Origin of the sequence: Pseudomonas sp. 11/12A (assembly GCF_000800055.1) — a bacterium.
GTDB lineage: Bacteria > Pseudomonadota > Gammaproteobacteria > Pseudomonadales > Pseudomonadaceae > Aquipseudomonas > Aquipseudomonas mohnii.
In genome coordinates, this window is the sequence record NZ_JUGV01000001.1 from 809526 (window position 1) to 836242 (window position 26717).

The 26717-nt window shown below is 61.2% G+C and carries 25 protein-coding genes and 3 pseudogenes; 17 read left to right on the forward strand and 11 right to left on the reverse strand.

The window, feature by feature from the left end; genetic code table 11:
• Positions 1-64: 64 nt before the first annotated feature.
• The 4 genes from codA to GQ39_RS03820 form a co-directional block, all read right to left on the reverse strand.
• On the reverse strand, positions 65-1309 hold the full coding sequence (gene codA, locus GQ39_RS03805; RefSeq protein ID WP_047527435.1) for a cytosine deaminase: 1245 nt from the start codon (positions 1307-1309) through the stop codon (positions 65-67).
• A gap of 187 nt (positions 1310-1496) precedes the next feature.
• Positions 1497-2327, reverse strand: a complete 831-nt coding sequence (locus GQ39_RS03810) for an alpha/beta fold hydrolase (protein ID WP_047527437.1) — start codon at positions 2325-2327, stop codon at positions 1497-1499.
• 111 nt (positions 2328-2438) lie between these two features.
• A complete protein-coding gene (queD, locus tag GQ39_RS03815; RefSeq protein ID WP_047527439.1) occupies positions 2439-2795 on the reverse strand; it encodes a 6-carboxytetrahydropterin synthase QueD in 357 nt (118 codons plus the stop codon).
• 75 nt (positions 2796-2870) lie between these two features.
• Positions 2871-3950, reverse strand: a complete 1080-nt coding sequence (locus GQ39_RS03820; protein ID WP_047527441.1) for a patatin-like phospholipase family protein — start codon at positions 3948-3950, stop codon at positions 2871-2873.
• A 395-nt stretch (positions 3951-4345) separates the two neighbouring features.
• Here GQ39_RS03820 and GQ39_RS03825 point away from each other — a divergent pair, with 395 nt between their 5' ends.
• From GQ39_RS03825 to GQ39_RS03835, 3 genes are read left to right on the forward strand one after another with little or no spacing between them, the layout of a single operon-like run.
• Positions 4346-4666 carry a PepSY domain-containing protein gene (locus GQ39_RS03825; RefSeq protein ID WP_047527444.1) on the forward strand — a complete coding sequence of 107 codons (321 nt, stop codon included), beginning with the start codon at positions 4346-4348 and terminating at the stop codon, positions 4664-4666.
• Positions 4667-4669: 3 nt separating this feature from the next.
• Positions 4670-5338, forward strand: a complete 669-nt coding sequence (locus tag GQ39_RS03830) for a response regulator transcription factor (RefSeq protein WP_047527445.1) — start codon at positions 4670-4672, stop codon at positions 5336-5338.
• Positions 5335-6651, forward strand: a complete 1317-nt coding sequence (locus GQ39_RS03835; RefSeq protein WP_047527446.1) for a sensor histidine kinase — start codon at positions 5335-5337, stop codon at positions 6649-6651. The genes GQ39_RS03830 and GQ39_RS03835 overlap by 4 nt, the downstream gene beginning before the upstream one ends.
• Positions 6652-6758: 107 nt before the next feature.
• Here GQ39_RS03835 and GQ39_RS33675 read toward each other — a convergent pair whose 3' ends face one another.
• Together GQ39_RS33675 and GQ39_RS33680 are read right to left on the reverse strand one after the other, a co-directional pair.
• Complete coding sequence (locus tag GQ39_RS33675; protein ID WP_425272129.1) at positions 6759-7514, reverse strand: methyl-accepting chemotaxis protein; 756 nt, start codon at positions 7512-7514, stop codon at positions 6759-6761.
• Between the two features lie 102 nt (positions 7515-7616).
• Positions 7617-9104 (reverse strand): annotated as a pseudogene (locus GQ39_RS33680) (HAMP domain-containing protein); the annotation flags it as partial.
• A 152-nt stretch (positions 9105-9256) separates the two neighbouring features.
• Between GQ39_RS33680 and GQ39_RS03845 the strand changes: the two are divergent.
• The 3 genes and pseudogenes from GQ39_RS03845 to GQ39_RS33690 form a co-directional block, all read left to right on the forward strand.
• The gene (locus GQ39_RS03845) at positions 9257-10573 is read left to right on the forward strand and encodes a Na+/H+ antiporter family protein (RefSeq protein ID WP_047527448.1); all 1317 of its coding nucleotides are present in this window, start codon (positions 9257-9259) and stop codon (positions 10571-10573) included.
• 142 nt (positions 10574-10715) lie between these two features.
• Positions 10716-11486 (forward strand): annotated as a pseudogene (locus GQ39_RS33685) (cache domain-containing protein); the annotation flags it as partial.
• A gap of 315 nt (positions 11487-11801) precedes the next feature.
• A pseudogene (locus GQ39_RS33690) lies at positions 11802-12392 on the forward strand (methyl-accepting chemotaxis protein); the annotation flags it as partial.
• 195 nt (positions 12393-12587) lie between these two features.
• Here the strand turns inward: GQ39_RS33690 and GQ39_RS03855 are convergent.
• Positions 12588-13523, reverse strand: a complete 936-nt coding sequence (locus tag GQ39_RS03855) for a LysR family transcriptional regulator (RefSeq protein ID WP_047527451.1) — start codon at positions 13521-13523, stop codon at positions 12588-12590.
• Between the two features lie 117 nt (positions 13524-13640).
• Between GQ39_RS03855 and GQ39_RS03860 the strand changes: the two genes are divergently transcribed.
• From GQ39_RS03860 to GQ39_RS03870, 3 genes are all read left to right on the forward strand, one after another.
• A complete protein-coding gene (locus GQ39_RS03860) occupies positions 13641-14135 on the forward strand; it encodes a DMT family transporter (RefSeq protein WP_047527452.1) in 495 nt (164 codons plus the stop codon).
• Positions 14135-14593: a DMT family transporter gene (locus GQ39_RS03865; RefSeq protein WP_047527453.1), complete on the forward strand. Its 459-nt coding sequence runs from the start codon at positions 14135-14137 to the stop codon at positions 14591-14593. The genes GQ39_RS03860 and GQ39_RS03865 overlap by 1 nt, the downstream gene beginning before the upstream one ends.
• Positions 14594-15600: 1007 nt before the next feature.
• Positions 15601-15768 carry a metallothionein gene (locus GQ39_RS03870; protein WP_047527454.1) on the forward strand — a complete coding sequence of 56 codons (168 nt, stop codon included), beginning with the start codon at positions 15601-15603 and terminating at the stop codon, positions 15766-15768.
• 23 nt (positions 15769-15791) lie between these two features.
• Here the strand turns inward: GQ39_RS03870 and GQ39_RS03875 are convergent, their stop codons facing one another.
• Together GQ39_RS03875 and GQ39_RS03880 are read right to left on the reverse strand one after the other, a co-directional pair.
• Complete coding sequence (locus GQ39_RS03875) at positions 15792-16064, reverse strand: hypothetical protein (RefSeq protein ID WP_047527455.1); 273 nt, start codon at positions 16062-16064, stop codon at positions 15792-15794.
• Positions 16065-16101: 37 nt separating this feature from the next.
• The gene (locus GQ39_RS03880) at positions 16102-16329 is read right to left on the reverse strand and encodes a DUF6555 family protein (RefSeq protein WP_047527456.1); all 228 of its coding nucleotides are present in this window, start codon (positions 16327-16329) and stop codon (positions 16102-16104) included.
• 146 nt (positions 16330-16475) lie between these two features.
• Here GQ39_RS03880 and GQ39_RS03885 point away from each other — a divergent pair, with 146 nt between their 5' ends.
• The 5 genes from GQ39_RS03885 to mnmH all read left to right on the forward strand — a co-directional run bounded on the left by GQ39_RS03885 (position 16476) and on the right by mnmH (position 20785).
• Positions 16476-17255 (forward strand): AraC family transcriptional regulator, encoded by a 780-nt coding sequence (locus GQ39_RS03885; protein WP_047527457.1) that lies wholly within the window; start codon positions 16476-16478, stop codon positions 17253-17255.
• Positions 17256-17362: 107 nt separating this feature from the next.
• Entirely contained in the window at positions 17363-17536 is a 174-nt protein-coding gene (locus tag GQ39_RS31215; protein ID WP_081997842.1) for a DUF1427 family protein, read from the forward strand.
• 30 nt (positions 17537-17566) lie between these two features.
• A complete protein-coding gene (locus tag GQ39_RS03890; RefSeq protein ID WP_047527458.1) occupies positions 17567-18523 on the forward strand; it encodes a quinone oxidoreductase family protein in 957 nt (318 codons plus the stop codon).
• Between the two features lie 124 nt (positions 18524-18647).
• Positions 18648-19682 (forward strand): selenide, water dikinase SelD, encoded by a 1035-nt coding sequence (selD, locus tag GQ39_RS03895; RefSeq protein ID WP_047527459.1) that lies wholly within the window; start codon positions 18648-18650, stop codon positions 19680-19682.
• Entirely contained in the window at positions 19682-20785 is a 1104-nt protein-coding gene (gene mnmH / locus GQ39_RS03900; protein ID WP_047527460.1) for a tRNA 2-selenouridine(34) synthase MnmH, read from the forward strand. Before selD ends, mnmH begins: the two co-directional genes overlap by 1 nt.
• A gap of 87 nt (positions 20786-20872) precedes the next feature.
• Here the strand turns inward: mnmH and GQ39_RS03905 are convergent, their stop codons facing one another.
• Positions 20873-21547, reverse strand: a complete 675-nt coding sequence (locus GQ39_RS03905) for a hypothetical protein (RefSeq protein ID WP_047527461.1) — start codon at positions 21545-21547, stop codon at positions 20873-20875.
• A gap of 356 nt (positions 21548-21903) precedes the next feature.
• Between GQ39_RS03905 and GQ39_RS03910 the strand changes: the two genes are divergently transcribed.
• A complete protein-coding gene (locus GQ39_RS03910) occupies positions 21904-22614 on the forward strand; it encodes a glutathione binding-like protein (RefSeq protein ID WP_047527462.1) in 711 nt (236 codons plus the stop codon).
• A 246-nt stretch (positions 22615-22860) separates the two neighbouring features.
• Positions 22861-23835: a porphobilinogen synthase gene (gene hemB, locus GQ39_RS03915; RefSeq protein ID WP_047527463.1), complete on the forward strand. Its 975-nt coding sequence runs from the start codon at positions 22861-22863 to the stop codon at positions 23833-23835.
• 39 nt (positions 23836-23874) lie between these two features.
• Here hemB and GQ39_RS03920 read toward each other — a convergent pair whose 3' ends face one another.
• On the reverse strand, positions 23875-25404 hold the full coding sequence (locus tag GQ39_RS03920; protein ID WP_047527464.1) for an FAD-dependent oxidoreductase: 1530 nt from the start codon (positions 25402-25404) through the stop codon (positions 23875-23877).
• Positions 25405-25560: 156 nt separating this feature from the next.
• Between GQ39_RS03920 and GQ39_RS03925 the strand changes: the two genes are divergently transcribed.
• Positions 25561-26652, forward strand: a complete 1092-nt coding sequence (locus GQ39_RS03925; protein ID WP_047527465.1) for a DUF1615 domain-containing protein — start codon at positions 25561-25563, stop codon at positions 26650-26652.
• The last annotated feature ends 65 nt before the right edge of the window (positions 26653-26717 follow it).

The following is a 26717-nucleotide window of genomic DNA, read 5'->3' on the forward strand; positions in this document are numbered from 1 at the left end:
CGCCCGGCGCCAGCTCGCACCGGGCGGCGTTCCGACGACAGTGCCCGTCCGGCCAATACAAATCTCAATCCGGACTACCGAACTCCACCACCGGCATCGTGCGCTTCATCAGCACCTTGCCGCCACGAACCGAATACAGCGGCAGGCCCTGGCTGCGGATCACCTCGTAATCGCTCTCGGCCGACAAGATCAGCAAGTTCGCCGGCCGCCCCGGCTCCAACCCGTAACGATTACCCAGGGCCATGGCCTTGGCGCTGTTGTCGGTGACCAGGTCCAGCGCGCTTTGCAGGTTGCGGTAACCGAGCATGTGGCAGATGTGCAGGCCCGCTTCGAGGACCCGCAGGATGTTGCCGTTGCCCAGCGGATACCACGGGTCGACGATCGAGTCCTGGCCGAAACACACGTTCATGCCCGCTTCGAGCAACTCGTTGACCCGGGTCACGCCACGGCGTTTCGGGAAGTTATCGAAGCGCCCTTGCAGATGAATGCTTTCGGTGGGGCAGGAGACAAAACTGATCCCGGAATGCCCGAGCAGGCGGAACAGTTTGGCGCAGTAGGCATTGTCGTAGGAGCCCATGGCCGTGGTGTGGCTGGCGGTCACGCGCGAGCCCATGTCGCGGCTGCGGGCTTCTTCAGCCAGCACCTCGAGAAAGCGCGAGTGCGGGTCGTCGGTTTCGTCGCAATGCACATCCACCAGGCAACCGGTGCGCTCGGCCAGGTCCATGAGGAACTTCACCGAACTCACGCCTTGATCGCGGGTGTATTCGAAATGCGGAATGCCGCCGACCACGTCGGCGCCCATGTGGATCGCTTCTTCCATCAGATCCCGGCCGTTGCGGTACGACTCGATGCCCTCCTGGGGGAATGCGACGATTTGCAGGTCGATCAGATCACGGCTTTCCTCGCGCACTTCGAGCATGGCTTTAAGGGCGGTCAGTTGCGGATCGGTGACATCGACGTGGGTGCGTACATGCTGGATGCCATGGGCGGCGAGGGCCTGGATGGTTTTCTTGGCGCGGGTCTTGGTGTCTTCCTGGGTGATGGTCGCCTTGCGTTCGCCCCAGCATTCGATGCCCTCGAACAACGTGCCGCTCATGTTCCATCGCGGCTCGCCGGCGGTCAGGGTGGCGTCGAGGTGGATGTGCGGCTCGACGAAGGGCGGTACCACCAGGTTGCCACCGGCATCCAGATCGTCGGGGCCCAGGGTCGGGGCCTCGGTTTGCCGGGCGATGTGGCTGATCAGGCCGTTTTCCAGGTGCAACTCATGCAGGCCTTCCTGGTGACGCAGCCGGGCGTTGATGATGTGCATCAGGAGCGTCCTTTTCGATAGACAATGACCCTACGTTAGCGCGACGGAGGCAATCCCTGCCAGCGTCATTGATCTTGCCTGTGCAAATGTCGGGCGAGCGTGCTTGCGATTGCGCTGGATCAGTCAATTGCGTGGCGTGGTTGATGCCATCATTGCTGGCAAGCTCGCTCCCGCAAGGGCCATTCCTTCAGGAGGACGGGGGCTGCGGCAAAAAGCGCATCAGTGCGGCGACAATGGCTTCGGGTGCGTCTTCCTGGACCAGATGACCGGCGTTGGGAATGGCATGGAACTGTGCCCCCGGAATCATCTGTTGCAGGGCGCGCCCGCGTTCGATGGGGATCCATTGATCGTCTTCACCCCAGAGAATCTGCACCGGGCAGCGGATCGTCGGATACAAGCCCTCGGCCTCGCGGGTGTAGCGCTCGTCCATCTGGGCGATCTGCCGATAAAACGCCGCTTGCCCAGGGTCGCCCACCCACGGTTGCACGTAAGGGTCGAGTTCGTCATCAGGGATATCGCGCTTGATCGCCCCGCGAATATAGGTCGGTACGATGGCGCGCTGAATGTAGTCGGGCAGCCCGCTGAACGCGGCCTCATGCTGGCGAACATGCTGCACGAACGGCGAACCCCAGGGTGTCAGCGCCACCGGGTCGATCAGTGTCAGGCTGCGGTACTCCTTGCCGTTCAACAGGTGGGCGCGCAGGGCAGTCGCGCCGCCAAAATCATGGGCCACTATGTCGGGACGATCCAGCCCCCAATGTTCCAGCAGCTGCGCCAAGAGTTGATTTTGCACCCCCAGCGACACATCGCCGTCGACCTTCTCGGATTGCCCATAGCCCAACAGATCGAAGTAATGCACCCGGTGCGAGGTGATGAAGTGCGGTGCAATCCGGTGCCAGACATAAGAAGAGAAGGGCGTGCCATGCACGAACACCAACGGCGGGCCGTCGCCCCTTACCGCGTAGCGAACGGAGTGACCATTGAAGCGGTAGCTCTGAGCCAGTGGCCAGTCTGTCATTGGGCGTGTCCTCTTGGCGTGTAAACGCCAAAAAGCATAGGCATAAAAAAACAGCCTTGGAGGCTGTCTTTTGTATCACTGACGAAACGCATTTCCCCTGTAGGGGCTGGTTTACTCGCCGCGATAGATGCAACCGCTGGTGCAGGTCTCGTGGATACGAATCGCACTGAGTTCCGGCAGCAGGGGCTTGAGTTCGGCCCAGATGAATTTGGCCAACACTTCGCTGGTCGGGTTTTCCAGGCCAGGAATGTCGTTCAGGTAGTTGTGGTCCAGACGCTCATACAGCGGCTTGAAGATCGCCTTGATCTCCGAAAAATCACGAATCCAGCCGGTGTGCGGATCAATGTCGCCACTCAGGTGAATCGCCACTTTGAACGAATGGCCGTGCAGGCGGCCGCACTTGTGGCCGTCCGGGACGTGGGGCAGGCGGTGGGCGGATTCGAAGGTAAATTCTTTGAAGATTTCCACAGTGTTTTCAGCTCTGTTCAGGTGGCGATCGCCGTGGCGATAGGGGCAGGCGGCGAGTTTAACAGCTTGTCCTGACTAAAGGGTCAGCAAGCGCTCACCGAGGCGACCGTTGGCGGCCAGTTCAAGGAATTCATCACCCAGGCGACGGCTTTCGTCCATCGCCGCGCGCCAGTATTTCTGCCGGCTCGGGGCGTCCCCCATGAAGCGTTTGAAGTCATTACGATCCGGCAGTTTGCCGTAGGGCAAACGCGACAGGTATTCCCTGGACGGTGCCAGCAACAGCACATTTTGCAGGCGCGCAGGGCAGGCGCGGCGCCATGGCAGGGTCTTGTCGAACCAGCCCGGAATCACCCGATCGGTGAAATGCGGGTAGAGCACGATGTCGTCGCCGCTGTAGGGCAGGTCGAGGTGGTAGTCCAGCAGGCCGCCATCGCGGAAGGTCCCGGCACCTGCACCCGGCAGGTCGCGCACGCCTTCCATCACCATCGGAATCGACCCCGAGGCGAGCAGGGCCTGGCGCAGATTGCCGGCGTTCAGCGCGACGAAGCGCGACGGGAAATCGTTCAGCGTGTTGACCGGCGGAGCCAGGCGCGGATCGTGGATGATCACGCGTTCGAAGTGCCGCGACAGGCGCGCGCGGCCGCGCAGGTTGTCGGCGATCACCGACGACAGGCCCAGGCCCAGGCGGCCGCGATGATCGTCCGCGAGCAGGCCGTGGCTTTTGACCACCATGATGTTCAAGCGGTAATGGGCGTTGTCGAGCAGGGCGGCGTCGCGGCCGTCGAGCAAATCATCGAGCATGCGCCGCGAGCTCTGGCTGATCTGCGCCATGGTCACGCCTTTGGCGAAATTCTGCTCGGTGTAGAGATGCCCGAGGCGGCGGATGCCTTCGGCGGCATCCGGCAGGCAGGCGCTGGCGAAGCGCCAGGACCCGACTGATGCTCCGATCAGCGAGCGCTCCCGTGGCGCCGCCGGCAGCCATTCGCCGAACAACGCCAGGTCCAGCCCCTGGATTCCCAGCGCCTTCGGGCCACCGGCGGCACCCGGTAGCGTGCCGACATCAACGGCGTTCAGGCCGTTTTCACGGATGCGCGCAAAGGCACGGGGGCCGGCCTTGAGCGTCAGGGAAGGGAACTTGATGTGGATGGCGGTCATACCGGTCTCGATGTCGGGCAAGCGGGGAATTATAAGCAGGTTCCATCACGGCGCTAATCCTGTAGGAGCGAGCCTGCTCGCGAAAAACGCGAGGACAACGCGAGCATTCAGACAGCCCACCCCATCGTTATCCTCCATCGCGAGCGGGCTCGCTCCTACAGGTTTGCATTTGTGTCTGCTTGCCACTGCAACCCAATGATGGCAATTCAGTTTCAATTAAGTTCAGGCCGCTAAAGTGGACCCCGTGTGCAACACCCAGGAGCCGGACAAAGCCTCGAGGTTGCACGACGCTGGTACCATTGTGCCTTTCGAGAAGCTCAACGCCGTGGCATCGACCGGGATCTGCAATTTGACGCGGCCGGTGGCCAGTGACTCAAGGATCATCAGGATTCGAAATGACGCTGCTTTCTTTTTTACATCGGCGCGCGGGCATTCTGGCGCTGGTGTTGCTGGCTTTCTGCTCGGTGGTCATGGCCCGCGATCTGGACCAGGACGAAGCCCTGCGCTTGCGCCAGCAAGGGATCATCCTGCCGCTCGAGCAAGTGTTGCAGCAGGCGCTGGACCGTTATCCCGGGGCCAGACTGCTGGAAGCCGAGCTCGAAGAGAAGCACGACGTCTACATTTATGAAGTCGAGTTGCTGACCGCTGAAGGCGTGGTTCGAGAGCTCGATATCGACGCTGCCACGGGCCGTTTACTCAAAGACAAGGAAGATTGATCGATGCGTTTGCTCCTGGTGGAAGACCATGTGCCCCTGGCCGACGAACTGATGGCCGGCCTCAATCGCCAAGGGTACGCGGTGGACTGGCTGGCCGACGGTCGCGACGCGGTCCATCAGGGCAGCACCGAGCCTTACGACCTGATCATCCTCGACCTCGGCCTTCCGGGGTTGCCAGGGCTTGAAGTGTTGGCCCGCTGGCGTGCCGAGGGTTTGCCCACGCCGGTGTTGATCCTCACCGCCCGCGACTCCTGGGCCGAGCGCATCGAAGGCCTCAAGGCCGGCGCCGACGATTACCTGACCAAACCCTTTCATCCCGAAGAATTGCACTTGCGAGTCCAGGCGTTGCTGCGCCGTTCCCACGGCCAGGTCAATCAGCCGACCCTCAAGGCTGCGGGTCTGCAGCTGGATGAGGGACGTCAGTGCGTGACCCGCGACGGTGCCGAGATTCAACTGACCGCCGCCGAATTCCGCTTGCTGCGTTATTTCATGCTGCACCCGGAACAGATCCTTTCCAAAAGCCACCTCGCCGAACACCTCTACGACGGCGAAACCGAACGCGACTCCAACGTGCTGGAAGTCCACGTCAATCACCTGCGGCGCAAACTCGGGCGCAGCGTGATCGAGACCCGTCGCGGCCAGGGTTATCTGTTCGGTGGACAAACCCGGTGAGGTCGATCCAGCGCCGCTTGAGTCTGGGCCTGATCAGCGTGATGGTGATTGTCGGCCTGGTGTTGGCGCAGACCAGTCTGTGGCTGTTTGAAATGGGTTTGCAGCGCTACCTCGAAGCCGGGCTGCGCAACGACAGTGAAAACCTGTTGGTGGCGCTGGTACGTGGCCCGCAAGGTTTGCAGCTGGACGAAAGGCACCTGGCACCGGCCTATCAACGACCCTTTTCCGGGCATTATTTCCGCATCGATTTTGCTGACAGCCATTGGCGTTCCCGTTCGTTGTGGGACCAGGAACTGCCACGTCTCGAACACCCCGGCCTGGACAGCAACTTGCAATTGGGACCCGAAGGGCAGCAGTTGCTGGTGCTGCGTTCGGACTATCGCCGCCTGGGCCAGTCGATCTCCATCAGCGTGGCGCAGGACTACACCCCGGTGCGCGAGAGCTTCCGGCGCATGCAGCAGGTGGGGTTGGGGCTCGGGCTGGCGGGATTGTTGCTGATTCTGCTGCTGCAACGAATCACCGTACGGCGCGCCTTGCGCCCGTTGGAAAAGGCCCGCGAACAGATCGCTCAGTTGCAGCAGGGCCAACGCTCGCAACTCGATGATCAGGTTCCGGTGGAACTGGAGCCGCTGGTGGCGCAGATCAACCATCTGCTGGCCCATACCGAAGACAGCCTCAAGCGTTCGCGCAATGCCCTGGGCAACCTCGGCCACGCCTTGAAAACCCCGTTGGCGGTATTGCTGAGCCTGGCTTCAAGTGCACAGCTGGACGCGCATCCGCAACTGCGCAAAACCCTCAAGGCGCAACTGGAACAGGTGCAGCAACGGCTCAGTCGCGAACTCAACCGTGCCCGCCTCGCCGGCGATGCACTGCCGGGAGCATTGTTTGATTGCGATGCCGAACTGCCGGGATTGCTGTCGACCTTGAACATGATCCATGGTGAGCACCTGACGCTGAGCGCTCGCGCCCCCGGGGGCCTGCAGTTGCCGTGGGATCGTGAGGACTTGCTGGAACTGCTCGGCAATCTGCTGGACAACGCTTGCAAATGGGCGGATGCCGAAGTGCGACTGAGCGTGGTCGAAACCGCTGAAGGCTTTGAACTGAGTGTGGAAGACGACGGGCCTGGGATCCCCGAAGATCGCCGCAAGCAGGTGTTCAGCCGCGGTACTCGGCTGGATGAGCAGACTGACGGGCATGGCCTGGGTTTGGGGATTGTCCGCGACATCGTCGAGACGTGGGGCGGGGTATTGCAGCTGCAGGAGAGCGAGTGGGGCGGGTTGAACGTGCTGATCGAATTGCCCAAGCGCCTCTGAAACCAGACGGGGACGCTGTGGGCGGGCCTGCTCGCGAGGGTGTGTCAGTCACCGAGGTGGCAACTGATACTCCATCGCGAGCAGGCTCGCTCCTACAGGGGGCGGGGTCAGACGCGGAACTGATCCATCAGGCTCTGCTGCTGATTCGCCAGGCTATTGAGCGACTGGCTCACCCGCGCCGACTCGTTGGCCTGACCCGACAGCGATTCCGTCACATCACGAATGGTTGCCACGTTGTTGTTGATCTCCTCGGCCACCGCGCTTTGTTCTTCGGCGGCGCTGGCAATCTGCAGGTTCATGTCACTGATCACTGTCACGGCATCGCCGATCTGGCGCAGCGCGGTCACGGCCTGGCCGACCTGATCGACGCTGCCCTGGGCCAGTCGATGGCTGTTGCCCATCGAACCGACCACTTCCTGAGTACCGCTTTGCAGTTGTTCGATCACCAGGCGGGTTTCTTCCACCGACTCCTGAGTGCGTCGCGCCAGGTTACGCACTTCATCGGCGACCACGGCAAAACCACGGCCGGCTTCACCGGCACGGGCCGCTTCGATGGCCGCGTTGAGCGCCAGCAGGTTGGTCTGTTCGGCGATGGCGCGGATCACTTCCAGCACCGAACCGATTTTCTCGCTGTTGGCCGCCAGGCCTTCGACTTGCACCATTGCCGCGCTCATGTCGGCGGCGAGGTTGTCGATGCTGGCGGTGGTACGGTCGATCACGGTCAGGCCCTGACGGGTCGCCTGATCGGCATCCCGCGCAGCCTGTGCCGCTTGTGCGGCGCTGCGGGCTACGTCCTGGGCGGTGGCGCTCATTTCGTGGGAAGCGGTCGCGACCTGATCCACCTGCCGGTATTGCTGCTCCATGCCGGCGCTGGTCTGGGTGGCGATGGCGGAGGACTGGTCCGCAGTGCTGCGTGCGTCCTGCACCGAGCGTTTGACCTCGGCGATGATCGGCTGCAGCTTGTCGAGGAAACGGTTGAACCAGCCGGCCAACTGACCCAGTTCATCCTGTTTGTCGTAGGCCAGGCGTCGAGTCAGGTCGCCTTCGCCGCTGGCGATGTCTTCGAGCATGTGCGCCACGCCGAGGATTGGTCGGGTCACGCTGCGAGCCATCAGCCATACCAGGAGCAGGCCAATCAACGCCGCCAGAACGCCCAATCCGAGTTCCGTCAGGGTGCCGGCGGTGTTGCTTTCATCCAGTTGCTTTTTCAGCGCTTCGGCGGGGCCAATCAACACTTTTTCCGGGACGTCGAGCAATACGCCCCAGGTTTTGCCACCGGGAATCGGCTGGAACGGTGACAGCACCTTGAGCTGTTGCTGACTGTGCAGGCTGGCGGTCTTGCTGCTGGCGGCGAGCATGCGTACCAGCTCGGCACCGTTGGTCTTGTCCACGGTTTCCAGGCGCTGGCTGAGTTTGCTGGCGTCGGGGCTGTAGCCGGCGAGCAAACCGGCCGGGCTGAGAATGCTGACGCTGGTCTGGCCGTCATAGAGCTTTTTGCTGGCGTTCTGGCTGATCGTTTGCAGGCTGTTGAGGTTGATGTCCACCGACAGCGAGGCGATGAGCTTGCCGTTAAGCATCAGCGGGAAAACGATACTGGTCATCAGCACGTTCTGGCCGTCGATCGTATAGAAGTAGGGCTCGATCACGCAGGGCTTGAGGGTGGTGCGCGGGCAGGTGAACCAGGCGTTGGCCGCTTCGCCGCTGGGGCCGGTGCTGGTGTCGGCGATGTCTTTTTCCGGCAGTGGCATGGAGGTCAGCTGGCCTGGCGTCGGTTGCGACCAGTACAAGGCAAAACGCCCCTTTTCATTACTGCCGACGTCACTCTGGCCGGCAAACAGTTCGTCCTTGCCATCCAGGCCGTTGGGCTCGAACACCAGGGCCAGGCCGAGCAGTTCAGGGTTGGCTTGCAGTGTCGCCTTGACCTGGCGGGTCAGGTCTTCGCGCAAGTCGAAGGCATCGAGAAAGCGCTTTTCGGCCTGATCGCGCAGAAACAGCACCTGGCGTGAAAAACCGTTGCCATATTGATAGGCGTCCATGAACTGCTGGCGAATGCCCAGCGCCTGGTTTTCACCCTGGGACTCGATCCGTGCCTGGGCGGATTCGGTCAGCATTTCCATGCTTGAGGCTTTCACCAATTCCGAGCTGGTCTCCATGCGATACAGCGAAAGACCCACCAGCAGGGTCACGATGCCCGCCAGGCAAAGCCCGGCCAGCAGGGTGATTTTCCATTGAATGGACAGTTGCTTGAGTGACATGGAGACGTCCTTATTCGATAAATATCTGCGACTTTGAACTGTAACGGCCGGGTTTCTGGTTTCTTTATCCCGTCTCTTGTCGATCTCCCTGTAGAAGCGAGCCTGCTCGCGATGGTCGCCAACGATCACGATGGAAAGCTGATACCCCTCGGTGCTCTCATGCGCTTCGCGAGCTGGCTCGCTCCTGCAGGTATTCATATGCCGTTACATCTGCGCAGGGCTTGGGCGCTTTGACACGAGGGCGAGTCTGCGGCACAGTGCGCGCCCTCTAATAAAACCCATTCCTTTATCCGCTGGCGGCTCACGCAGACTGCCGGACGGACTCTTTCCGTTTGTCTCGAGGTAATGAAATGAATGCAGTGATTGCCGCGGTCGGCATCATGCTGATACTCAGCCTGTCCCGCGTGCATGTGGTCATCGCGCTGATCGTCGGTGCGCTGGTGGGTGGCCTGACCGGCGGTCTTGGCATCGACGCGACGCTCAAGGCCTTCAACAGTGGCCTCGGCGGCGGGGCGACGGTGGCGCTGTCCTACGCATTGCTCGGTGCGTTTGCCGTGGCCATTGCCAAGTCCGGCCTGGCCCATGCCCTGGCCGACAAGGCGTTGGCGATGGTCGATCGCCAGCACGCCAGCGGGGGTGGTCAGGTCAAGTGGTTGCTGATCGGGTTGCTGTGGGTGGTGGCCATTGCCTCGCAGAATATTCTGCCGATTCATATCGCCTTTATCCCGTTGCTGGTGCCGCCGCTGCTTTATGTGCTGACCAAGCTGCAACTGGATCGCCGGCTGATCGCCTGCGTGATGACCTTCGGCTTGATTACGCCGTACATGTTCCTGCCGGTGGGCTTCGGCAACATCTTCCTCAATGAAATCCTGCTGGCCAACGTGGCCCGCAGCGGCGTGGACATCACGGGCATCAATGTCACCCACGCCATGGGCATTCCGGCGCTGGGCATGGTGGCGGGCCTGCTGATCGCGTTTATCAGTTATCGCAAGAAGCGCGTCTATGACCTGGAGAAAATCGAGCAAGTCGAGCAGGTCGCGGTGCAGTACAACCCGCTGAGCCTGATGGTGGCCGGGGTGGCGATTGCCGCCGCTTTCATTGTGCAGCTGCTGCTGGACTCGATGATCATCGGTGCACTGGTGGGTTTCCTGATTTTTTCGGTGTCGGGCATCGTCAAATGGCGCGACACCGATGATCTGTTCACCGAAGGCATGAAGATGATGGCGATGATCGGCTTCATCATGATCGCCGCCTCAGGGTTCGCCGAAGTGATGAAGGCCACCGGTGAATTGCAGACGCTGGTCGAATCGTCGGCGTCCTGGATCGACCACAGTAAAGGCATCGGCGCCTTGTTGATGTTGCTGGTGGGGCTATTGGTGACCATGGGCATCGGTTCGTCGTTTTCCACCGTGCCCATTCTGGCGGCGATCTTTGTGCCGCTGTGCGTGCAATTGGGTTTCAGCCCGCTGGCAATCGTCTGCATCGTCGGCACCGCCGGCGCACTCGGCGACGCCGGTTCGCCAGCCTCGGACTCGACCCTCGGCCCGACCTCCGGTTTGAACATCGACGGCCAGCATCACCACATCTGGGACACCGTGGTCCCGACCTTCCTGCACTACAACCTGCCATTGCTCGCGTTTGGCTGGGTGGCGGCGATGGTGCTGTAAAACCGCAACCCTTGTGGGAGCCAGCTCGCTCCCACAGGGGGGGCTCCAGTGCTCCCGATGAACGCGTTCAACTTTTGACCTGGCCTGCCGTTAACGCCTTTAACCACGCCAATAAAATCAAAAAAGAGTGAACGTCATGCGCATGAGCCTGAAGGCCAAAGTCCTGTCCCTTGCCGTCCTCCCGGTGTTGCTCTTTGCGCTGGTCATCAGCCTGACCACGTTATTCATCCTGCAGGCACAGGCTCGCCACGAAGTCGAAGAAACCCGCGAACGCCTGCTCAGCGATGCCAAGGCCACCCTGCAAAGCTACGTTGCCGTGGCCATGACCGCGATCAAACCGCTCTACGACGCGGCAGCCCCTGGCGATAACGCGGCGCGGGCCCAGGCGATCAAGCTGCTGTCGAGCATCGCCTACGGCAAGGAAGGCTACTTCTTCGGCTACGACTCCAACACCGTGCGGCTGTTCAAGGCCAACAGCCCCGAAGGCGTGGGCCAGAGCTTCAAGGACAACCGCGACCCGAACGGCGTCTACGTCAACCGTGATCTGGTGAAGGTCGCGAAGGACGGTACTCACTACCTGCAATACAGCTCGCCGCTGCCCAGCAACAACCAGGTGCTGGTGCCCAAGCTCGGATACACCGAATACCTGTCGAAGTGGGACATGGCGGTGGGTACTTCGGTGAATCTGGACGGCATCGAGGCGCAAGTCGCGGTGGTTGAGGCCAAGGTTCAGGAACGCATGGAAGGTGTGGTACTGAGCATCGTCGGCGTCGCCGTGGTGGTGCTGCTGGTGATCGCCGCCGCCGGGATGCTGCTGGCCAATACCATTCTGCGTCCGCTGAACCTGATGAAAGCCAACCTGGACGATATTGCGGCGGGCGAGGGCGACCTGACCCGTCGCCTGACCATCACCAGCCAGGATGAGCTGGGCCAACTGGCCGGTTCGTTCAACCGTTTTGTCGACAAGATCCACGGCCTGGTGCGCCAGATCACCGAAATGACCACGCAGCTGACCGGGTTGGTGCATCAGGTTTCCGATCAGGCGCACCGTTCGGACCAGGCCATGGAGCGTCAGCGTCACGAGACTGATCAAGTCGCCACGGCGATCAATGAAATGTCGGCGGCAGCTCAGGAAGTGGCCAAGAGTGCGCAAAACGCGGCAGTGGCCGCCCAGCAGACCGACGAAGAAGGCCAGGCCGCCAAGCGTGTGGTGGCTGGCAGCATCGTGAAGATTCATGCGTTGGTGGACGACATTCGTAGCAGCGGTGTGTCCCTCGACAGCTTGCAAAAAGACGTGTCGTCGATTGTCAGCGTGCTCGGGGTGATCCGTTCGATTGCCGAACAAACCAACCTGCTGGCGCTCAATGCGGCCATTGAAGCGGCGCGCGCCGGTGAGGCTGGTCGCGGATTCGCAGTGGTGGCCGATGAAGTACGGGCACTGGCCAGCCGTACGCAAATCAGTACCCAGGAAATCCAGGGCATGATCGACCGCTTGCAGGCCGGCACCCAGTCGGCGGTGGAAGCGATGCGCCGTTCCAGTGAAGCCGGCGACGGCACCTCGGCCCAGGCCAACGAAGCGGGCGCGTCGCTCGATACCATGGCCCAGTTGATTGCTACCATCAATTCGATGAACGCACAGATCGCCAGCGCCGCCGAAGAACAGACCGCCGTGGCCGAAGAGATCAACCGCAGCGTGCATCAGATCGCGGTGGCGGTGGACAACGTCGCCGATGAAACCCAGCTGGGTGCGCAAACCTCGCGCAGTCTGGCGGAGCTGGGGCAGCGCTTGGGCAATCTGGTCGGGCAGTTCCGCATCTGACCAGCCACCCTGACCCTTTAGGAGCCCGCCTGCTGGCGATGAACTCAAGGGCGACGCGTTTAATCAGGTCACCCGCGTGATCGTTGACGACCATCGCTGCGATGCGGCGACCCGACAAGCCAGCGCCTACAGGGGACGGTCTCGGTCACGTAATAGTTATAGGAACCGGCAAGCAGGCTTCTACAAGAAAGCCTGCTACGGCCTGTCCCAATACGGCACTGCACCAAAGCATTCGACAAAGAAGTCGATCACCGTCCTGACCTTCACCGACAGGCGTCGGCTACCGGGCCAGAGCACGGCAATCTGCTGCGGCTCAAGGCTGTTGGACACTTGATAGTTCCCCAGCACCGGCACCAGCGTGCCGTTGCGCACCGCTTCACCGATCAACCACGACGGAAACATCACCAGCCCCAGCCCCTGTTCGGCGGCTTGGGTCAGGGTATCGGCGTGGTTGCCGGTGATCGGTCCCCTCACCGAGTAGGGCGTCCACGTTTGCTGGCCCTTTCGGAAAAACCAGCGTTGCTGGCCGGTGACGCCCTTATAGGCCAGGCATTGATGTCTGGCGAGTTCATCGGGATGCTGTGGTGTGCCATGGCGCTCCAGATAAGCAGGGCTTGCCGCGACCTGGAAACGGTGGGGCGCAAGAATCCGCGCCTGCATGCTGGAGTCGTGCAGCGGCCCTATGCGAAACAGCAGGTCGGCGCCTTCCTGCAACGGGTCGACGTAACTGTCGGTCTGCTGGATGTCCAGTTGCAGCTTCGGATAACGCGCGCGCAACTGCCCCAACCAGGGCGTCAGGTGGCGTTGGCCGAATACCACTGGCGCGTTGATCCGTACCAGTCCGCTGGGTTCGCTTTGTTGTTCCTGCAGGGCTTGCTCCGCTTCCTCCAGTTGCACCAGCACCAACCGCGCATGATGACCGAGCATGCGCCCCGCTTCGGTGGGGGTGACGGCGCGGGTGTGGCGGTAAAGCAATTGTTGGTTCAGGGCCTGCTCCATCAATTGGATCTGCCGGGAGATCGAAGAGGGCGCCAGGCCCTCACGGCGCGCCACTTCGGAAAAACTGCCATGGTCGAGTACCGCGACAAACAGCCGAAGTGCCTTGAATCCGAGTTCGTTGAAGCCGTGCATAAGCGACCTGCTGTGCGTGTTACGCAAAAGTGTTGTCGGCATGCTCCCATTTATCGCGCAGATGCGCCAATCGATAATGCCCGCCTGACGTTTTGATCCATTTCACGGGGGCTCTTTATGCAAACTTCTTCAATCAATCACGCGGACGTTGACACAACGCCTGCGACCGGATCGGGGCAGCGGTTGTTGCTGTTGCCGCTGGTGATCCTGGCCGGCATGGGCCTGTCCGTGGAGGCCGGGTTGCTTGGACCGCTGGGTGCACAGGTCGGGCACTTGTGGGCGACCTTGAGCATTTTCGGTGTCGGCTCGGCGATTCTGTTCTTGCTGCTGTTGTTCAGCGGCCGGCAACAGGGGCCTGCCTTGGGCGAACTGCCGCGCTGGCAATTGATCGGCGGTTTTCTCGGGCCGATCTACGTGGTGGTGCTGACGCTGGCCACGCCGCATATCGGTATTGCCATGACCATGATCGCGATCCTGTCCGGGCAAGTCGGCAAAAGCGTCTTGATCGATCATTTCGGCTGGTTCGGCGCGACTCGCAAAAAGGTCAACGGTGAACGTTGGCTGGCTTTGCTGCTGATTGTGGCGGCACTTGTTCTGATCGCCCGGGGTTGATGATGAATCTGATTATTTTGTTGGCGGTGGTCGTGGCTGCCGGTGCGGTGTTGAGTGTGCAAGCGGCTATCAATGGTCGACTCGGCGAAACGGTCGGTGTGTTGCGCAGCAGTTTGCTGACGTTCGTGGTGGGGGCGGTGAGTACCGGGTTGCTGATTCTGTTTTTTGAGCCAGCGCATGCGGTGAGTTTGCTGGACGTGCCGAAATGGCAGCTGAGCGGGGCGTTGTTCGGTGTCGTCTACATGATGGTGATGGTGGGCGCGGTGCCACGGGTGGGGACTGCGGTGGCGACGGTGGCGGTGATTGTCGGGCAGTTGGGGATGGGGATGCTGATTGATAATTTCGGTTGGTTGGGGAATCCGGCGATCGAGTTGTCTGGGAGTCGGGTGTTGGCGATGGGGCTTTTGGGGTTGGCCCTGGTATTCATGTATCGCAGTAGTGTGCGGTGTCGGGGGTGACCTTGGCGGCCTCTGGGCCGACCAGGTTTTGGGTTGGTTGTGTACATATTCGTTGCTGCGGTAACGGCGGCTTAGGGTTTCGCCCTTACGGCGACTTACTTTTTTTTCAAACGCCAAAAAAAAGATAAGCAAAAAAAGGCTCGCCCCGAGCGTCCGGCCCCTCGCTGGGGCTCGGCGTTCCTTCGCTGCGGTATCCATCCGGGGACACTGCCCTCCGGTCTGCTTCGCGACGACCTACATGCAGCGTGTTCGACTGCGTCGAACGGCGCTGCGCGCCACTCCCCGGATGAACACCTCCACTCAGCCTTCCGAAGGGGCGGGTGGATCAAGATCAAAAGCTGCAGGCGAGCTAACGCTCGGCCTGATGAGTGGTGAGGAGCGGGTGGGTGTACGCCGACTTGCTTTTCTGAGCTGGCTGGCCAGCGAAGGCGGCCTGACAGCCGACCCATCACCCGCAGATGCATCCGACTTACTGTGGGAGCTGGCCTGCCAGCGAAGGCGGCCTGACAGCCGACCAATCACCCGCAGATGCACCCGACTTACCGTGGGAGCTGGCCTGCCAGCGAAGGCGGCCTGCCAGCCGACCCATCACCTGCAGATGTACCCGCTCAACTGTGGGAGCTGGCCTGCCAGCGAAGGCGGCCTGCCAGCCGACCCATCACCCGCAGATGCACCCGACTTACTGTGGGAGCTAGCCTGCCAGCGAAGGCGGCCTGACAGCCAACCCATCACCTGCAGCTGTACTCAATCTACTGTGGGAGCTGGCCTGCCAGCGAAGGCGGCCTGCCAGCCGACCCATCACCCGCAGATGTACCCGCTCTACTGTGGGAGCTGGCCTGCCAGCGATGGCGGCCTGCCAGCCGACCCATCACCCGCAGGTTTACCAGACCTACTGTGGACGCGAGCCTGCCCCGGGCGGCGTTCCGACGATAACGGTCCACCAGCCTACACTGGTAACACGGGTTGTTCTTCTCGCCCCGACGACCACTACCTCAGGAGTCAGGCTCATGATCAACAGTGACAGTATCTGCGATTGCCCGAAATGTTCGTGCAAGCTGGGCGCGCATCCGATTGCGCGCCACGGCAAGCACTATTGCTGCGAGGCCTGCGCCAAGCACCACGAGCACGGTGAAGAATGTTCCAGCAAGGGCTGCAAGTGCGCCCACGCCAAATAGTTCGTTTACGTTGAAAGTGGAGCCTAGTCGGGCTCCACGTCCAGTTTCAGGCTGTCATCGTCGAGGCGTTCGGTGTGTCGGACGGTGCCCGACAGGCGGCGTCCTTCGACCTTGAGCACGACAGTCTTGGCCTGCTCGAGATCTTCCGGCAGCGGCGGCGGAACGCGAATCGCGAAGCAGGTCGGGTCGTTCATGACCTGTTCCAGGCCAACCTGGCACTCGGCGCTTTTGGTGATGCGGCCAAACAGCGTATCCAGACCATAGTCGAGATGCGCAGGGCTGCTGATCAGAGTCATGTGCTTGGCCCCCTCCAATCCTGTCGCGTGCCGGGCATCAGTTAGCCGGCCGCCACTTGACGTTTTCCACGCCGAATTTCTCAGCCATCGGCTTACTGGTCTTTTGCACCTTTTCCCGGCCAAAGCGCGGTATCCGGCCGACTCCCGCGTCGCAGCTCGCCCAATGCCAGGCTTCTGCGTTGTCCATTTTGTCCAGACGGATAATGAACGATTTGGGGACGCCATGAAGGGTGTATTCAATGACGAAGAGTTTTGCATTGTTCATATAGCCCGTATTCCTCCCTGTGGTACATAAACGGATCACGGGCCGAACGGAAAATTCACTTGGATTGGCGGACGGTGGCAGCCGCTGGCGGCAAATTCAAGGCCTCGTTACCATTGAGCCTTTCCCAACCCCAATGATTGCTGCCCATGGCCCTTGCCGCACCGCCAGATTTGAGCGACACCGATGTCCCCGTGCAACCGCTGGCGCGCACTTATCCGCGCGGGTTGTTCATCGAGCCGCATGAGCATGTCTGGGGGCAGTTGCTGTATGCGATGAGTGGCGTGATGTGGGTCGAGACGCCTCACGAGGCACTGGTGGTGCCGCCGCAACGGGCGGTTTGGTTGCCGCCCGGCGTGCCCCACGGGATTCGCGTGGTCTCGGACCTGCAGATGCGCAACATCTACTTGCGACCATCGCTGGCGGCAACACTCGACGCCAGTGTCCAGGTCATCGAAGTCGGCGGTTTGTTGCGCGAGCTGATCGTCGGCCTGGTGGAGCAGGGCGACGACGGTGCGCCCGAGTATTACGAAGCACTGGTGGGGCTGGCGCTGCTGGAGCTCAAGCGGGCCCGGCGCTCACTGCTGAAGATCCCGCTTCCGGATGATTCTGATCGGCGACTGATGAACCTGTGCCAGACCGTCATGGCCGCGCCGTCGCTGGACATCGCTTTCGAGCAACACGCGGAAAACGCCGGCGCCAGCGTGCGGACCCTGGCGCGGTTGTTCAAGGACGGCCTGGGCATGGGCTTTGCCGAATGGCGGCGCCAGGTACAACTGGCGACGGCGGTGGCCGAGTTGATTCAGGGGGTGCCGGTCAGTGCCATCGCCCGTGAACTGGGTTATTCGCCCAGCAGCTTCAGCGACATGTTCCGTCGGGAACTGGGTGTCGCGCCGTCGCAGTTTTCGGCCAGTCAGCATCCGGGCTGACGCTTTCAGGACCAGTGTTTGGCCGGAATTCAGAAGCACTTGGCCGGTACTCGTTGGCACTGTTCACTAGACTTTCGGGCCTATCCCAATGGCCCACGGAGTCTGTCATGAACTACCTCATTTCACTGGCGATCGGCCTGGGTGTCGGTCTGCTCTACGGCGCCCTGGATTTTCGTTCCCCCGCACCACCGGCGATCGCACTGGTAGGCCTGCTCGGCATGCTGGCCGGCGAAAAGCTCTGGCCGATGGGCCGCGAGCTGGTGGCCGGCTGGATCTCCTGAACCTTCTTTGATCATTCGATGGTAACCCTCATGAAAGCATTGCAGTTCGACAAAACCGGCGACCTCTCGGCCCTGCGCTACGTCGAGGTTGCGACGCCCGTTCCCGGCGTCGATGAAGTACTGGTGGAAATCAAGGCGGCCGGGCTCAACCCCAGCGATGTGAAGAACGTGCTGGGACGTTTTCCCTACACCACGTTGCCGCGGATTCCCGGTCGCGACTTTGCCGGCATCGTCGTTGAAGGCCCACAGGCGCTGGTCGGTCAACACGTCTGGGGCACAGGTCGCGAACTGGGTTTTTTCGCCGATGGCTCCCACGCGCAATTCGTCAAACTGCCGGCCAATGGCGTCGCCCTCAAGCCCACGCATTTGAGCTTTGCCCAGGCCGCCAGTCTGGGCGTGCCCTACACCACGGCATGGGATGCACTGGAGCGCAGCCTGGTGACTGCCGAAACCCGTTTGCTGGTGATCGGCGGCGGCGCGGTGGGCAGTGCCGCGCTGGCATTGGCCAAGGTGCGTGGGGCCCAAGTATTGGCGGCAGCGCGGCGGCCCGAGCAGGTCAAGGAGCTGCAGGACCAGGGTTTTCATACGCTGCAACTGGACAAACCCGAGGATCTGGACGCTCAGGTGAATGCCGTCTTCAAGGGCGGCGCCGACGTGATTTTCGACACCACCGGCTTCTGGTTGCCGGCGTCCGTTGCGGCATTGGCCACCTTTGGCCGCATCGCCATCATCGCCGCGCCGGTGGATGGCATGGTGCAGCTACCGGCCCTGGCGCTGTATCGCAAGGGCGGCTCGGTGGTCGGCATCAACTCGTTGCTCTACGGCGTACAAGCGTGCGCGGCGATGCTGGATCAGTTCGGTCAATTCTTCGATCAGGACTTGTTACCGTTGCCCCAGGGGCTGTTCGAGTCGCCATTGGCCGAGGGCCTGGAGCGTTATGCCGAGGTCAATCAGGGCAGCGGTGACAAGGTGATCCTGTTGCCGTAACACTGACCCCTGTGGGAGCGGGCTAGCCCGTCTTCGCGAGCAGGCTCGCTCCCACTGGCGCTGCAATCCGTTGCCGCAATGGTGCTCTGCTAGAATCGACGGCACCAATCCTGCGAGGTGTCCCATGAGCGAGCCGATTCGCCTGACCCAGTACAGCCACGGCGCTGGATGCGGTTGCAAGATTTCTCCCCAAGTACTGGAAGTGATTCTCGCCGGCAGCGGGGCGCAGAATCTGGACCCCAGGCTCTGGGTCGGCAACGCCTCGCGCGATGATGCGGCGGTCTATGCCATCGACGAAGAGCGCGGTGTGGTATCGACCACGGACTTTTTCATGCCGATCGTCGACGATCCCTTCGATTTCGGCCGCATCGCCGCCACCAATGCCATCAGTGACATCTACGCCATGGGTGGCGACCCGTTGATGGCCATCGCCATTCTGGGCTGGCCGGTCAATGTGCTGGCGCCGGAAATTGCCCGTGAAGTGATTCGCGGTGGCCGTTCGGTGTGCGATGAAGCAGGTATTCCGTTGGCTGGCGGGCATTCCATCGACGCACCGGAGCCGATCTTTGGCCTGGCCGTCACCGGGCTGGTGGAAAAGCGTCACATGAAGCGCAACGACACGGCGACGGCCGGTTGCCTGCTTTACCTCACCAAGCCCTTGGGCATCGGCATCCTCACCACCGCCGAAAAGAAAGGCAAGTTGCGCAATGCCGACATTGGCCTGGCCCGGGACTGGATGTGCACCCTGAACAAACCCGGCAGCCGTTTTGGCAAGCTGGACGGGGTGACCGCGATGACCGACGTCACCGGTTTTGGTCTATTGGGGCATCTGGTGGAAATGGCCGACGGCAGCCAGCTGACCGCCCTTATCGAATATGACCGCGTGCCGCGTCTGCCGGGGGTCGAGTATTACCTTGAGCAGGGCTGCATTCCCGGCGGGACCTTGCGTAACTACGACAGCTACGCCAGCAAACTGGGGCGATTGCAGGCGTTGCACAAAAACGTGTTATGCGACCCGCAGACCAGCGGAGGCCTGTTGATCGCCGTGACGCCCGAGGGTAATGACACTTTTCTGGCGACCGCTGCGCAAATGGGCCTGAACCTTGCGCCCATCGGTGAATTGGTCGAGCGACAGAGCCATGCAGTCGAGGTCTCCTGATGTTCGCCGACTGCACCGATTACCGCGATATTTTCCTCAACGACCGGCCGCTGATGGATGCCCGTGCGCCAGTCGAGTTTCTCAAGGGCTCGTTTCCCGGTGTGGTCAATTTGCCGCTGATGAACGATCACGAGCGGCAACGGGTTGGCACTTGTTATAAGCAACAGGGTCAACAAGCCGCCATCGAACTGGGTCATCAACTGGTGTCTGGCGCAATCAAGGCCGAGCGCATCCAGGCCTGGGCCGACTTTGCCCGGGCTCATCCCGATGGGCTTTTGTACTGTTTTCGCGGCGGGTTGCGCTCGCAGATCGTTCAGCAATGGCTCAGGGACGAGGCGGGTATCGACTACCCGCGAGTCGCGGGTGGCTATAAGGCCATGCGCAGTTTTCTGCTCGATACCCTTGATCAAGCGGTGGCCCAGTGCGATTTCGTGTTGTTGGGGGGCATGACGGGCACCGGCAAGACCGAAGTACTCCTGCAACTGAGCAACGGGCTGGACCTTGAAGGGTACGCCAATCATCGCGGTTCCAGTTTCGGCAAACGCGCCACGGGGCAACCTTGCAATATCGATTTCGAAAACCGCCTGGCGGTGGATGTGCTGAAGAAGCGCGCCGCGGGCCTCGAGCAATTCGTGCTGGAAGACGAGAGCCGCGCGATCGGCAGTTGCGCACTGCCTTTGCCGCTTTATCAGGGCATGCAGCAGTTTCCGATGGTCTGGCTCGAGGACAGCCTGGAGGGCCGGGTCGAGCGAATCCTGCGCGATTACGTGGTGGACCTGTGTGCCGAGTTCATTCATGTGCACGCAGAGGAAGGTTTTGCGCTGTTTTGCGAACGCTTGCTGGCGAGTTTGAACAATGTGCACAAGCGTCTGGGGGGTGAGCGCCATCGACGCATGATGACGCTGATGGAAGATGCCTTGGCGGAGCAGGGGCGTAGCGGCGCGGTGGATCTGCACCGGGGCTGGATCGAGGGGTTGCTGACCGAGTATTACGATCCGATGTATGCCTTTCAGCGTGAAAAGAAGGGCGCGCGGATCGAGTTTGCCGGGAATCGTGAAGCGGTATTGGGGTATTTGCGCGAGCGCGGTAGTCAGCGAGGGTGACGGTGGTCTTGCCGGCCTCATCGCGGGCAAGCCCGCTCCCACAGGGGCCGTGGCGTACACAAAAGGCCCGATCAGGCCCTGCTCAACTCAGGTCGGGCAGGTCTGCGGCCCGTTATCCAGCCCTTGCTTGTAGCTGTGGCTTTGCAGGCTGGCCTTGCCGTTATGCCAGGTCAGGGTCAGCACAAAGAGCGAGTCATAGTCGCTGGACTCCCAATCTTCGGTGATCTTCTGTTTCTTGCCGACCGCTTCCCCGGCGACCTTGTTGATCAACTCCGGCAGGTAGCCGTGGGACCACGCGGTGTAGATGACCGAGTTGTGATACTTGTTCTGAAGCAGTTCATCGGCCAGGTCGCTGGTGTCATTGGCCGAGAAATTGATGTTGACCGGCAAGCCGAGCTTGATCGCGCTGGGACTGATGGTCATCAATGGGCGGATGTAGCTGTAGGAATTGTTCAGTTCGCCTTCCTCGACATTGCGCGTCGGGTTGGCGGCAAACACGTAGTTGGCCTTGCCGAACTTTTCCGGAAGCAAGGTGGCCAGATCGATCGCACGGTTCAAGCCCTGGCAATTGAGCTGGCCCAGGCCCCCGGCAGGTTTTTCCGCATGACGCAGGAACACCAGCGTCTGGGTGCCATCTGCCGGTTGGGCACGGCTTTCGCGAGACTCCAGGGATAGAAACAACGCGCTGGTCGCCAGCAGGGCGGGCAGGAATAGATACGCGCGGTGTTTGAAGCGATGGCAGAGTTTCAGAAAGTTCTTCATGGAATAAAGGATTCTTCAGCACATTCGGTTAAGGCTGACAAACCTCTACACCACGAATTTCCTGCGTCGGGTGTTTTCCATGTCGTTGAGCCGGTCCGTTTCAACAAGGGCGGTGCTCAGAGTCCGCTGATGCCCATTTGGTTCGATTCCGGCGGAGTGCGCAGCAATCTACCGGCAACCAGGAGCGGACAGGAGCGAAGGTTATCGACAGGATGTTGCTGAATTATGGATACGGTACAGGTTATGGGGCTGACGAGGGCTGCAATCCCTTGATCTTCAACATCAGTGATATTGATAACGACAGCGCAACGCCTGCATTAATATCACTACTTTCAATTTTCTCGTGGATCCTTCCCATGATCGATTTGTCTGCGTTTCCCATCACCCAAAAATGGCCCGCACAGTACCCGGAGTGGATTCAGCTGTACTCCTTGCCGACCCCCAACGGCGTCAAGGTTTCGATCATGCTCGAAGAGATCGGCTTGCCTTATGAGCCGCACCGCGTCGGGTTCGACACCAACGATCAAATGTCGCCGCAGTTCCTGTCGTTGAACCCAAACAACAAGATCCCGGCCATCCTCGATCCTCACGGCCCCGACGGCCAGCCGTTGCCGTTATTCGAGTCAGGCGCGATCCTGATTTATCTGGCTGACAAGAGTGGACAGTTGCTGGCCCGGGAAGGGGCTACGCGCTACGAGACCATTCAGTGGCTGATGTTCCAGATGGGCGGCATCGGGCCGATGTTCGGCCAACTCGGCTTCTTCAATAAATTCGCCGGCAAGGACTACGAAGACAAGCGTCCCCGTGACCGCTATGTCGAAGAAAGCAAACGCCTGCTCGGCGTCCTCGACAAACGCCTTGAAGGGCGTGACTGGATCATGGGCGAGCGCTACACCATTGCCGATATCGCGACCTTTCCCTGGGTGCGCAACCTGATCGGTTTCTATGAGGCTGGCGATCTGGTCGGCATCCAGAACTTCCCCAACGTCACCCGCGTGCTGGAAAAATTCCTGGCGCGGCCGGCGGTCAAGCGCGGGCTGGAAATTCCCAAGCCCGTTTCGAACTGATTCACCGCACAACCCCTGTAGGAGCGAGCCTGCTCGCGATGGCGGAGTATCAGTCAACATATGTATTGACTGGCGCGACGCCCTCGCGAGCAAGCTCGCTCCCACAGGGGGTTGGTGTTTGTTAAAGGATTATTGCCATTGCAGTAACGCAATCTTGAGCGTTGGGTGTTTGTGCCCGGCACCCGCAGGGCATAAGCTTTGCCCCCTTACGACTTTCGTCTTGCCCTCCGATTTCCAGGAATGCCCATGTCCAGTCAGTTCCCCGAAGCTCGCCCACGCCGTCTGCGCCGCAATGCGAGCCTGCGCAGTCTGTTCCAGGAAACCGAATTCAGCCTCAACGACCTGGTGCTGCCGATTTTCGTCGAAGAAGAGATCGATGACTTTGTACCGATCAAAAGCATGCCCGGTGTGATGCGCATTCCCGAATCGAAACTGGCCGGCGAGATCGAGCGTTATGCCCGGGCCGGGATCAAGTCGGTGATGACCTTTGGCGTGTCACATCACCTGGACAGCAGCGGCAGCGACACCTGGCGCGACGACGGTCTGGTGTCGCGCATGTCACGCATCGCCAAGGATGCCGTGCCGGAAATGATCGTCATGTCCGACACCTGTTTCTGTGAGTACACCGACCACGGCCACTGCGGTGTTCTGCACAATCACGAAGTCGATAACGACCAGACCCTGATCAACCTCGGCAAACAAGCCGTGGCGGCGGCCCGTGCCGGTGCCGATGTGATTGCACCGTCGGCAGCGATGGACGGTCAGGTCCAGGCCATTCGCCGGGCACTCGACGAGGCCGGTTTCAGTCAGACGGCGATCATGGCCTATTCGACCAAATTCGCCTCGGCGCTGTACGGACCGTTCCGCGAAGCCGGTGGCAGCGCACTCAAGGGCGACCGTAAAAGCTATCAAATGAACCCGATGAATCGCCGTGAAGCGGTGCGCGAATCGTTGCTCGACGAGCAGGAAGGCGCCGATGCGCTGATGGTCAAGCCGGCCGGTGCGTACCTGGACATCATTCGCGATATTCGTGAGGTTTCGCGTTTGCCGTTGTCGGCGTATCAGGTGAGCGGCGAGTACGCGATGATCAAGTTCGGCGCGCAAGCCGGGGCGATTGATGAAGACCGCGTGGTGCGCGAGAGTCTTGGTGCGATCAAGCGGGCGGGGGCCGATCTGATCTTCACGTATTTCGCGATGGACCTGGCATTGGCCGGGATCTGAAACTCACCCGGCCCCGCAGGAGCCGGGAGTGTTTCGGGTTCAACCAATGAACGGCCGGATCCCGTGATCCCGGAAGTACCGCTCGATCACCTTGGGATCCGAGCAGGTTTCGGCAATCGCCACATAGGTATCCGGCCGTAACAGGTAAAACCCGTTACGCCCCAGGCCTGCCGTTTCAAACGCCGGCCGCCAGTCGAACACATGCAGCGGCAAATGATGCTCGATGCACCAGGCGATCATTTCGTCGCTGGTGTCGCCATACACATGCACCTGCCAGTTCGGGCATTTGAGCGGTTCGAAATTGTCCCCTTCGCCGTCGTGTGCCCAGGGCAGGCGGTCGCCACCATGGACATGCCCGGCGACGCCTGTGCTCAAAGGCATGCCGCGGTAGTTCAAGGTGATCTGCGACACCGTGCGAAACAGGAATTCACGGGATCTCTCGAACGAGGCCATTTTCGGAATCAGTAAGGGCGCCAGGCGTGTGCGCAGCAGGTCGGCCATGGGGCCTTCAGCGGTGACGAAGCTGAACACCCGGTCGGTGGTCGCCACCAGTTTTCGGGCGAACGCAATGCGCTCGGTTTCGTAAGTATCAAGCAGTTTGGCCTCGGCGCCGCCGCTCAATACGGCGGCGAGTTTCCAGGCCAGGTTGATGGCATCGCCAATCCCGGTGTTCATGCCCTGGCCACCGGCGGGGCTGTGCACATGGGCGGCGTCGCCCAACAAGAACGCGCGTCCGGTGCGGAAGTGATCGGCCACCCGATGATGCACGCGGTAGGTCGAGAACCAGTTCACCTGTTCGATCTGCACCTTCAGGTGCTCGATGGCCCGGCTGCTGACGTCTTCGAATCGCAGCGTTTCAGCGCGCTCGGCACGCTCATCGCGAACGGTGCCGATCAGGCGTGCGCGACCGCTTCCTGCCAGTGGGAACACCGCGAGAAAGTCCGCCTCATCGAGGTCCACGTGCAGTTCGCCGTTGAACGTCGGGCCGCTGGCCTGCACATCGGCCACATAGAAAATCTGCTGGTAGGTCCCGCCGGGAAATCCGGTGTCCAGGACCTTGCGCACGACTGAACGGGCACCGTCGCAACCGGCCAGGTAACAGGCCTGGCAGGTTTCCTGTTGACCATCGGGCAGACGCAACGTGGCGTTGATGCCGTCAACGGTTTCCTCGAAAGCCTCAAGCTCGGTGTCGCGCTCCACCGTGATGCCAAAGGATTCGAGGCGTTTGATCAGCAGCCGTTCGTGTTCGTCCTGGGGGAATATTTCGAGGAAGGCGTAAGGCGTCAGGCCCTCGCCGATATGGGTCAGCGGCAAGCGTGCCACGGGTTCACCCTTGACCCAGAAATTGGCGGCCTCCACGCAATGGCCCTTCTGCACGACACTGGCACTGAGGTCGAGTTGGCGGTACAGCTCCAGCGTACGTGCCTGCACCGCCAGCGCCCGCGATGTGGTGCCGGGCGCTGATGTCTTGTCGACGATCCGCACGCGGACGCCCAGTGTGCTTAGCCAGAGTGCCAGTACCAGCCCGGTCGGGCCGGCGCCGATGATCAACACATCGCTTCGGTGCATGAGCCTGTCCTCCTCGCGGCGTGGATCAAGTATGGTCCAGCCGTGGCGGGCGGCCAGGCTGGCTGCCCAACGGAGAAGGCCACTGCTCAAGGTCATAGCCTCAGACAGGCCATTGATCGTATGGTTAGCCCGGCATAACGGATTTTCTGGAGCAGCATGCAAGCCCATCGATTGATCATGAGCATCGTCGCATTGCTGGTGCTGGCCGGTTGCGGCAGTCAACGCACGCAGCAGGCGCCGGCGCGTACACCCGCCGAGGTCAAGGCCGACATCATGCGACTGTTGCCGGCCAAAACCGGCGACCGCCAGGGTTGGGCCACGGACATCCAGGCTGCGTTTGCCGCGCAGAACATCGAGACGACCACGCAAAACCTGTGCTCGGTGTTGGCTGTCACTGAGCAAGAGTCGACCTTTCAGGCAGACCCGAGCGTGCCTGGCCTGGGCAAAATCGCTCGCGACGAGATCGATCGCCGAGCGGCCAAGGCCCACATCCCCGGCCTGTTGGTCAGTGCGGCGCTGCAGGTACGCTCGCCCAATGGCAAAAGTTACAGCGAGCGCCTCAATGCGGCGCGTAGCGAAAAGGAACTGAGCGCGATTTTCGATGACTTCATTGGCATGGTGCCCATGGGGAAAAGTCTGTTTGGCGGCCTCAACCCGGTACACACCGGCGGGCCGATGCAGGTCAGCATTGAATTTGCCGAGCAGCACGCCAAGGCCTATCCCTACCCGGTGGACGGGTCGATCCGCCATGAAGTCTTCACTCGGCGCGGCGGCATGTATTTCGGTATCGCCCATTTGCTCGGATACCCGGTGAACTACCCGCAACCGCTCTATCGCTTCGCCGATTTCAACGCCGGTTGGTATGCCAGTCGCAATGCCGCGTTCCAGAACGCCGTGAGCCGTGCCTCGGGCATTGCGCTGGCGCTGGATGGCGATTTGGTCAATTACGGTTCGATCATGCCCGGCAGCACCGAAGTGGCCGTGCGCAGCCTCGGCAAGCAACTGGGCATGCGCAACACGACGATCAGGGATCAACTGGAAGAGGGCAAGAGCCTGGCGTTCGAGAACAGCTCGTTGTATCAGCGGGTCTTCGCGCTGGCCGAACGGGCCGAAGGCCGGTCATTGCCTCGGCAAGTGTTGCCGGGAATTGTCCTGCAGAGCCCGAAAATCACTCGCAAACTGACCACGGCCTGGTTTGCCAAGCGGGTTGATGAGCGTTATCAACGCTGTATGGCGCGGGCGGGTTGAAGAGCAAAACGATCGCAGGCGGTTTTACGCATGATCCCAGGCATAAAAAAACCGACTGATCAGGC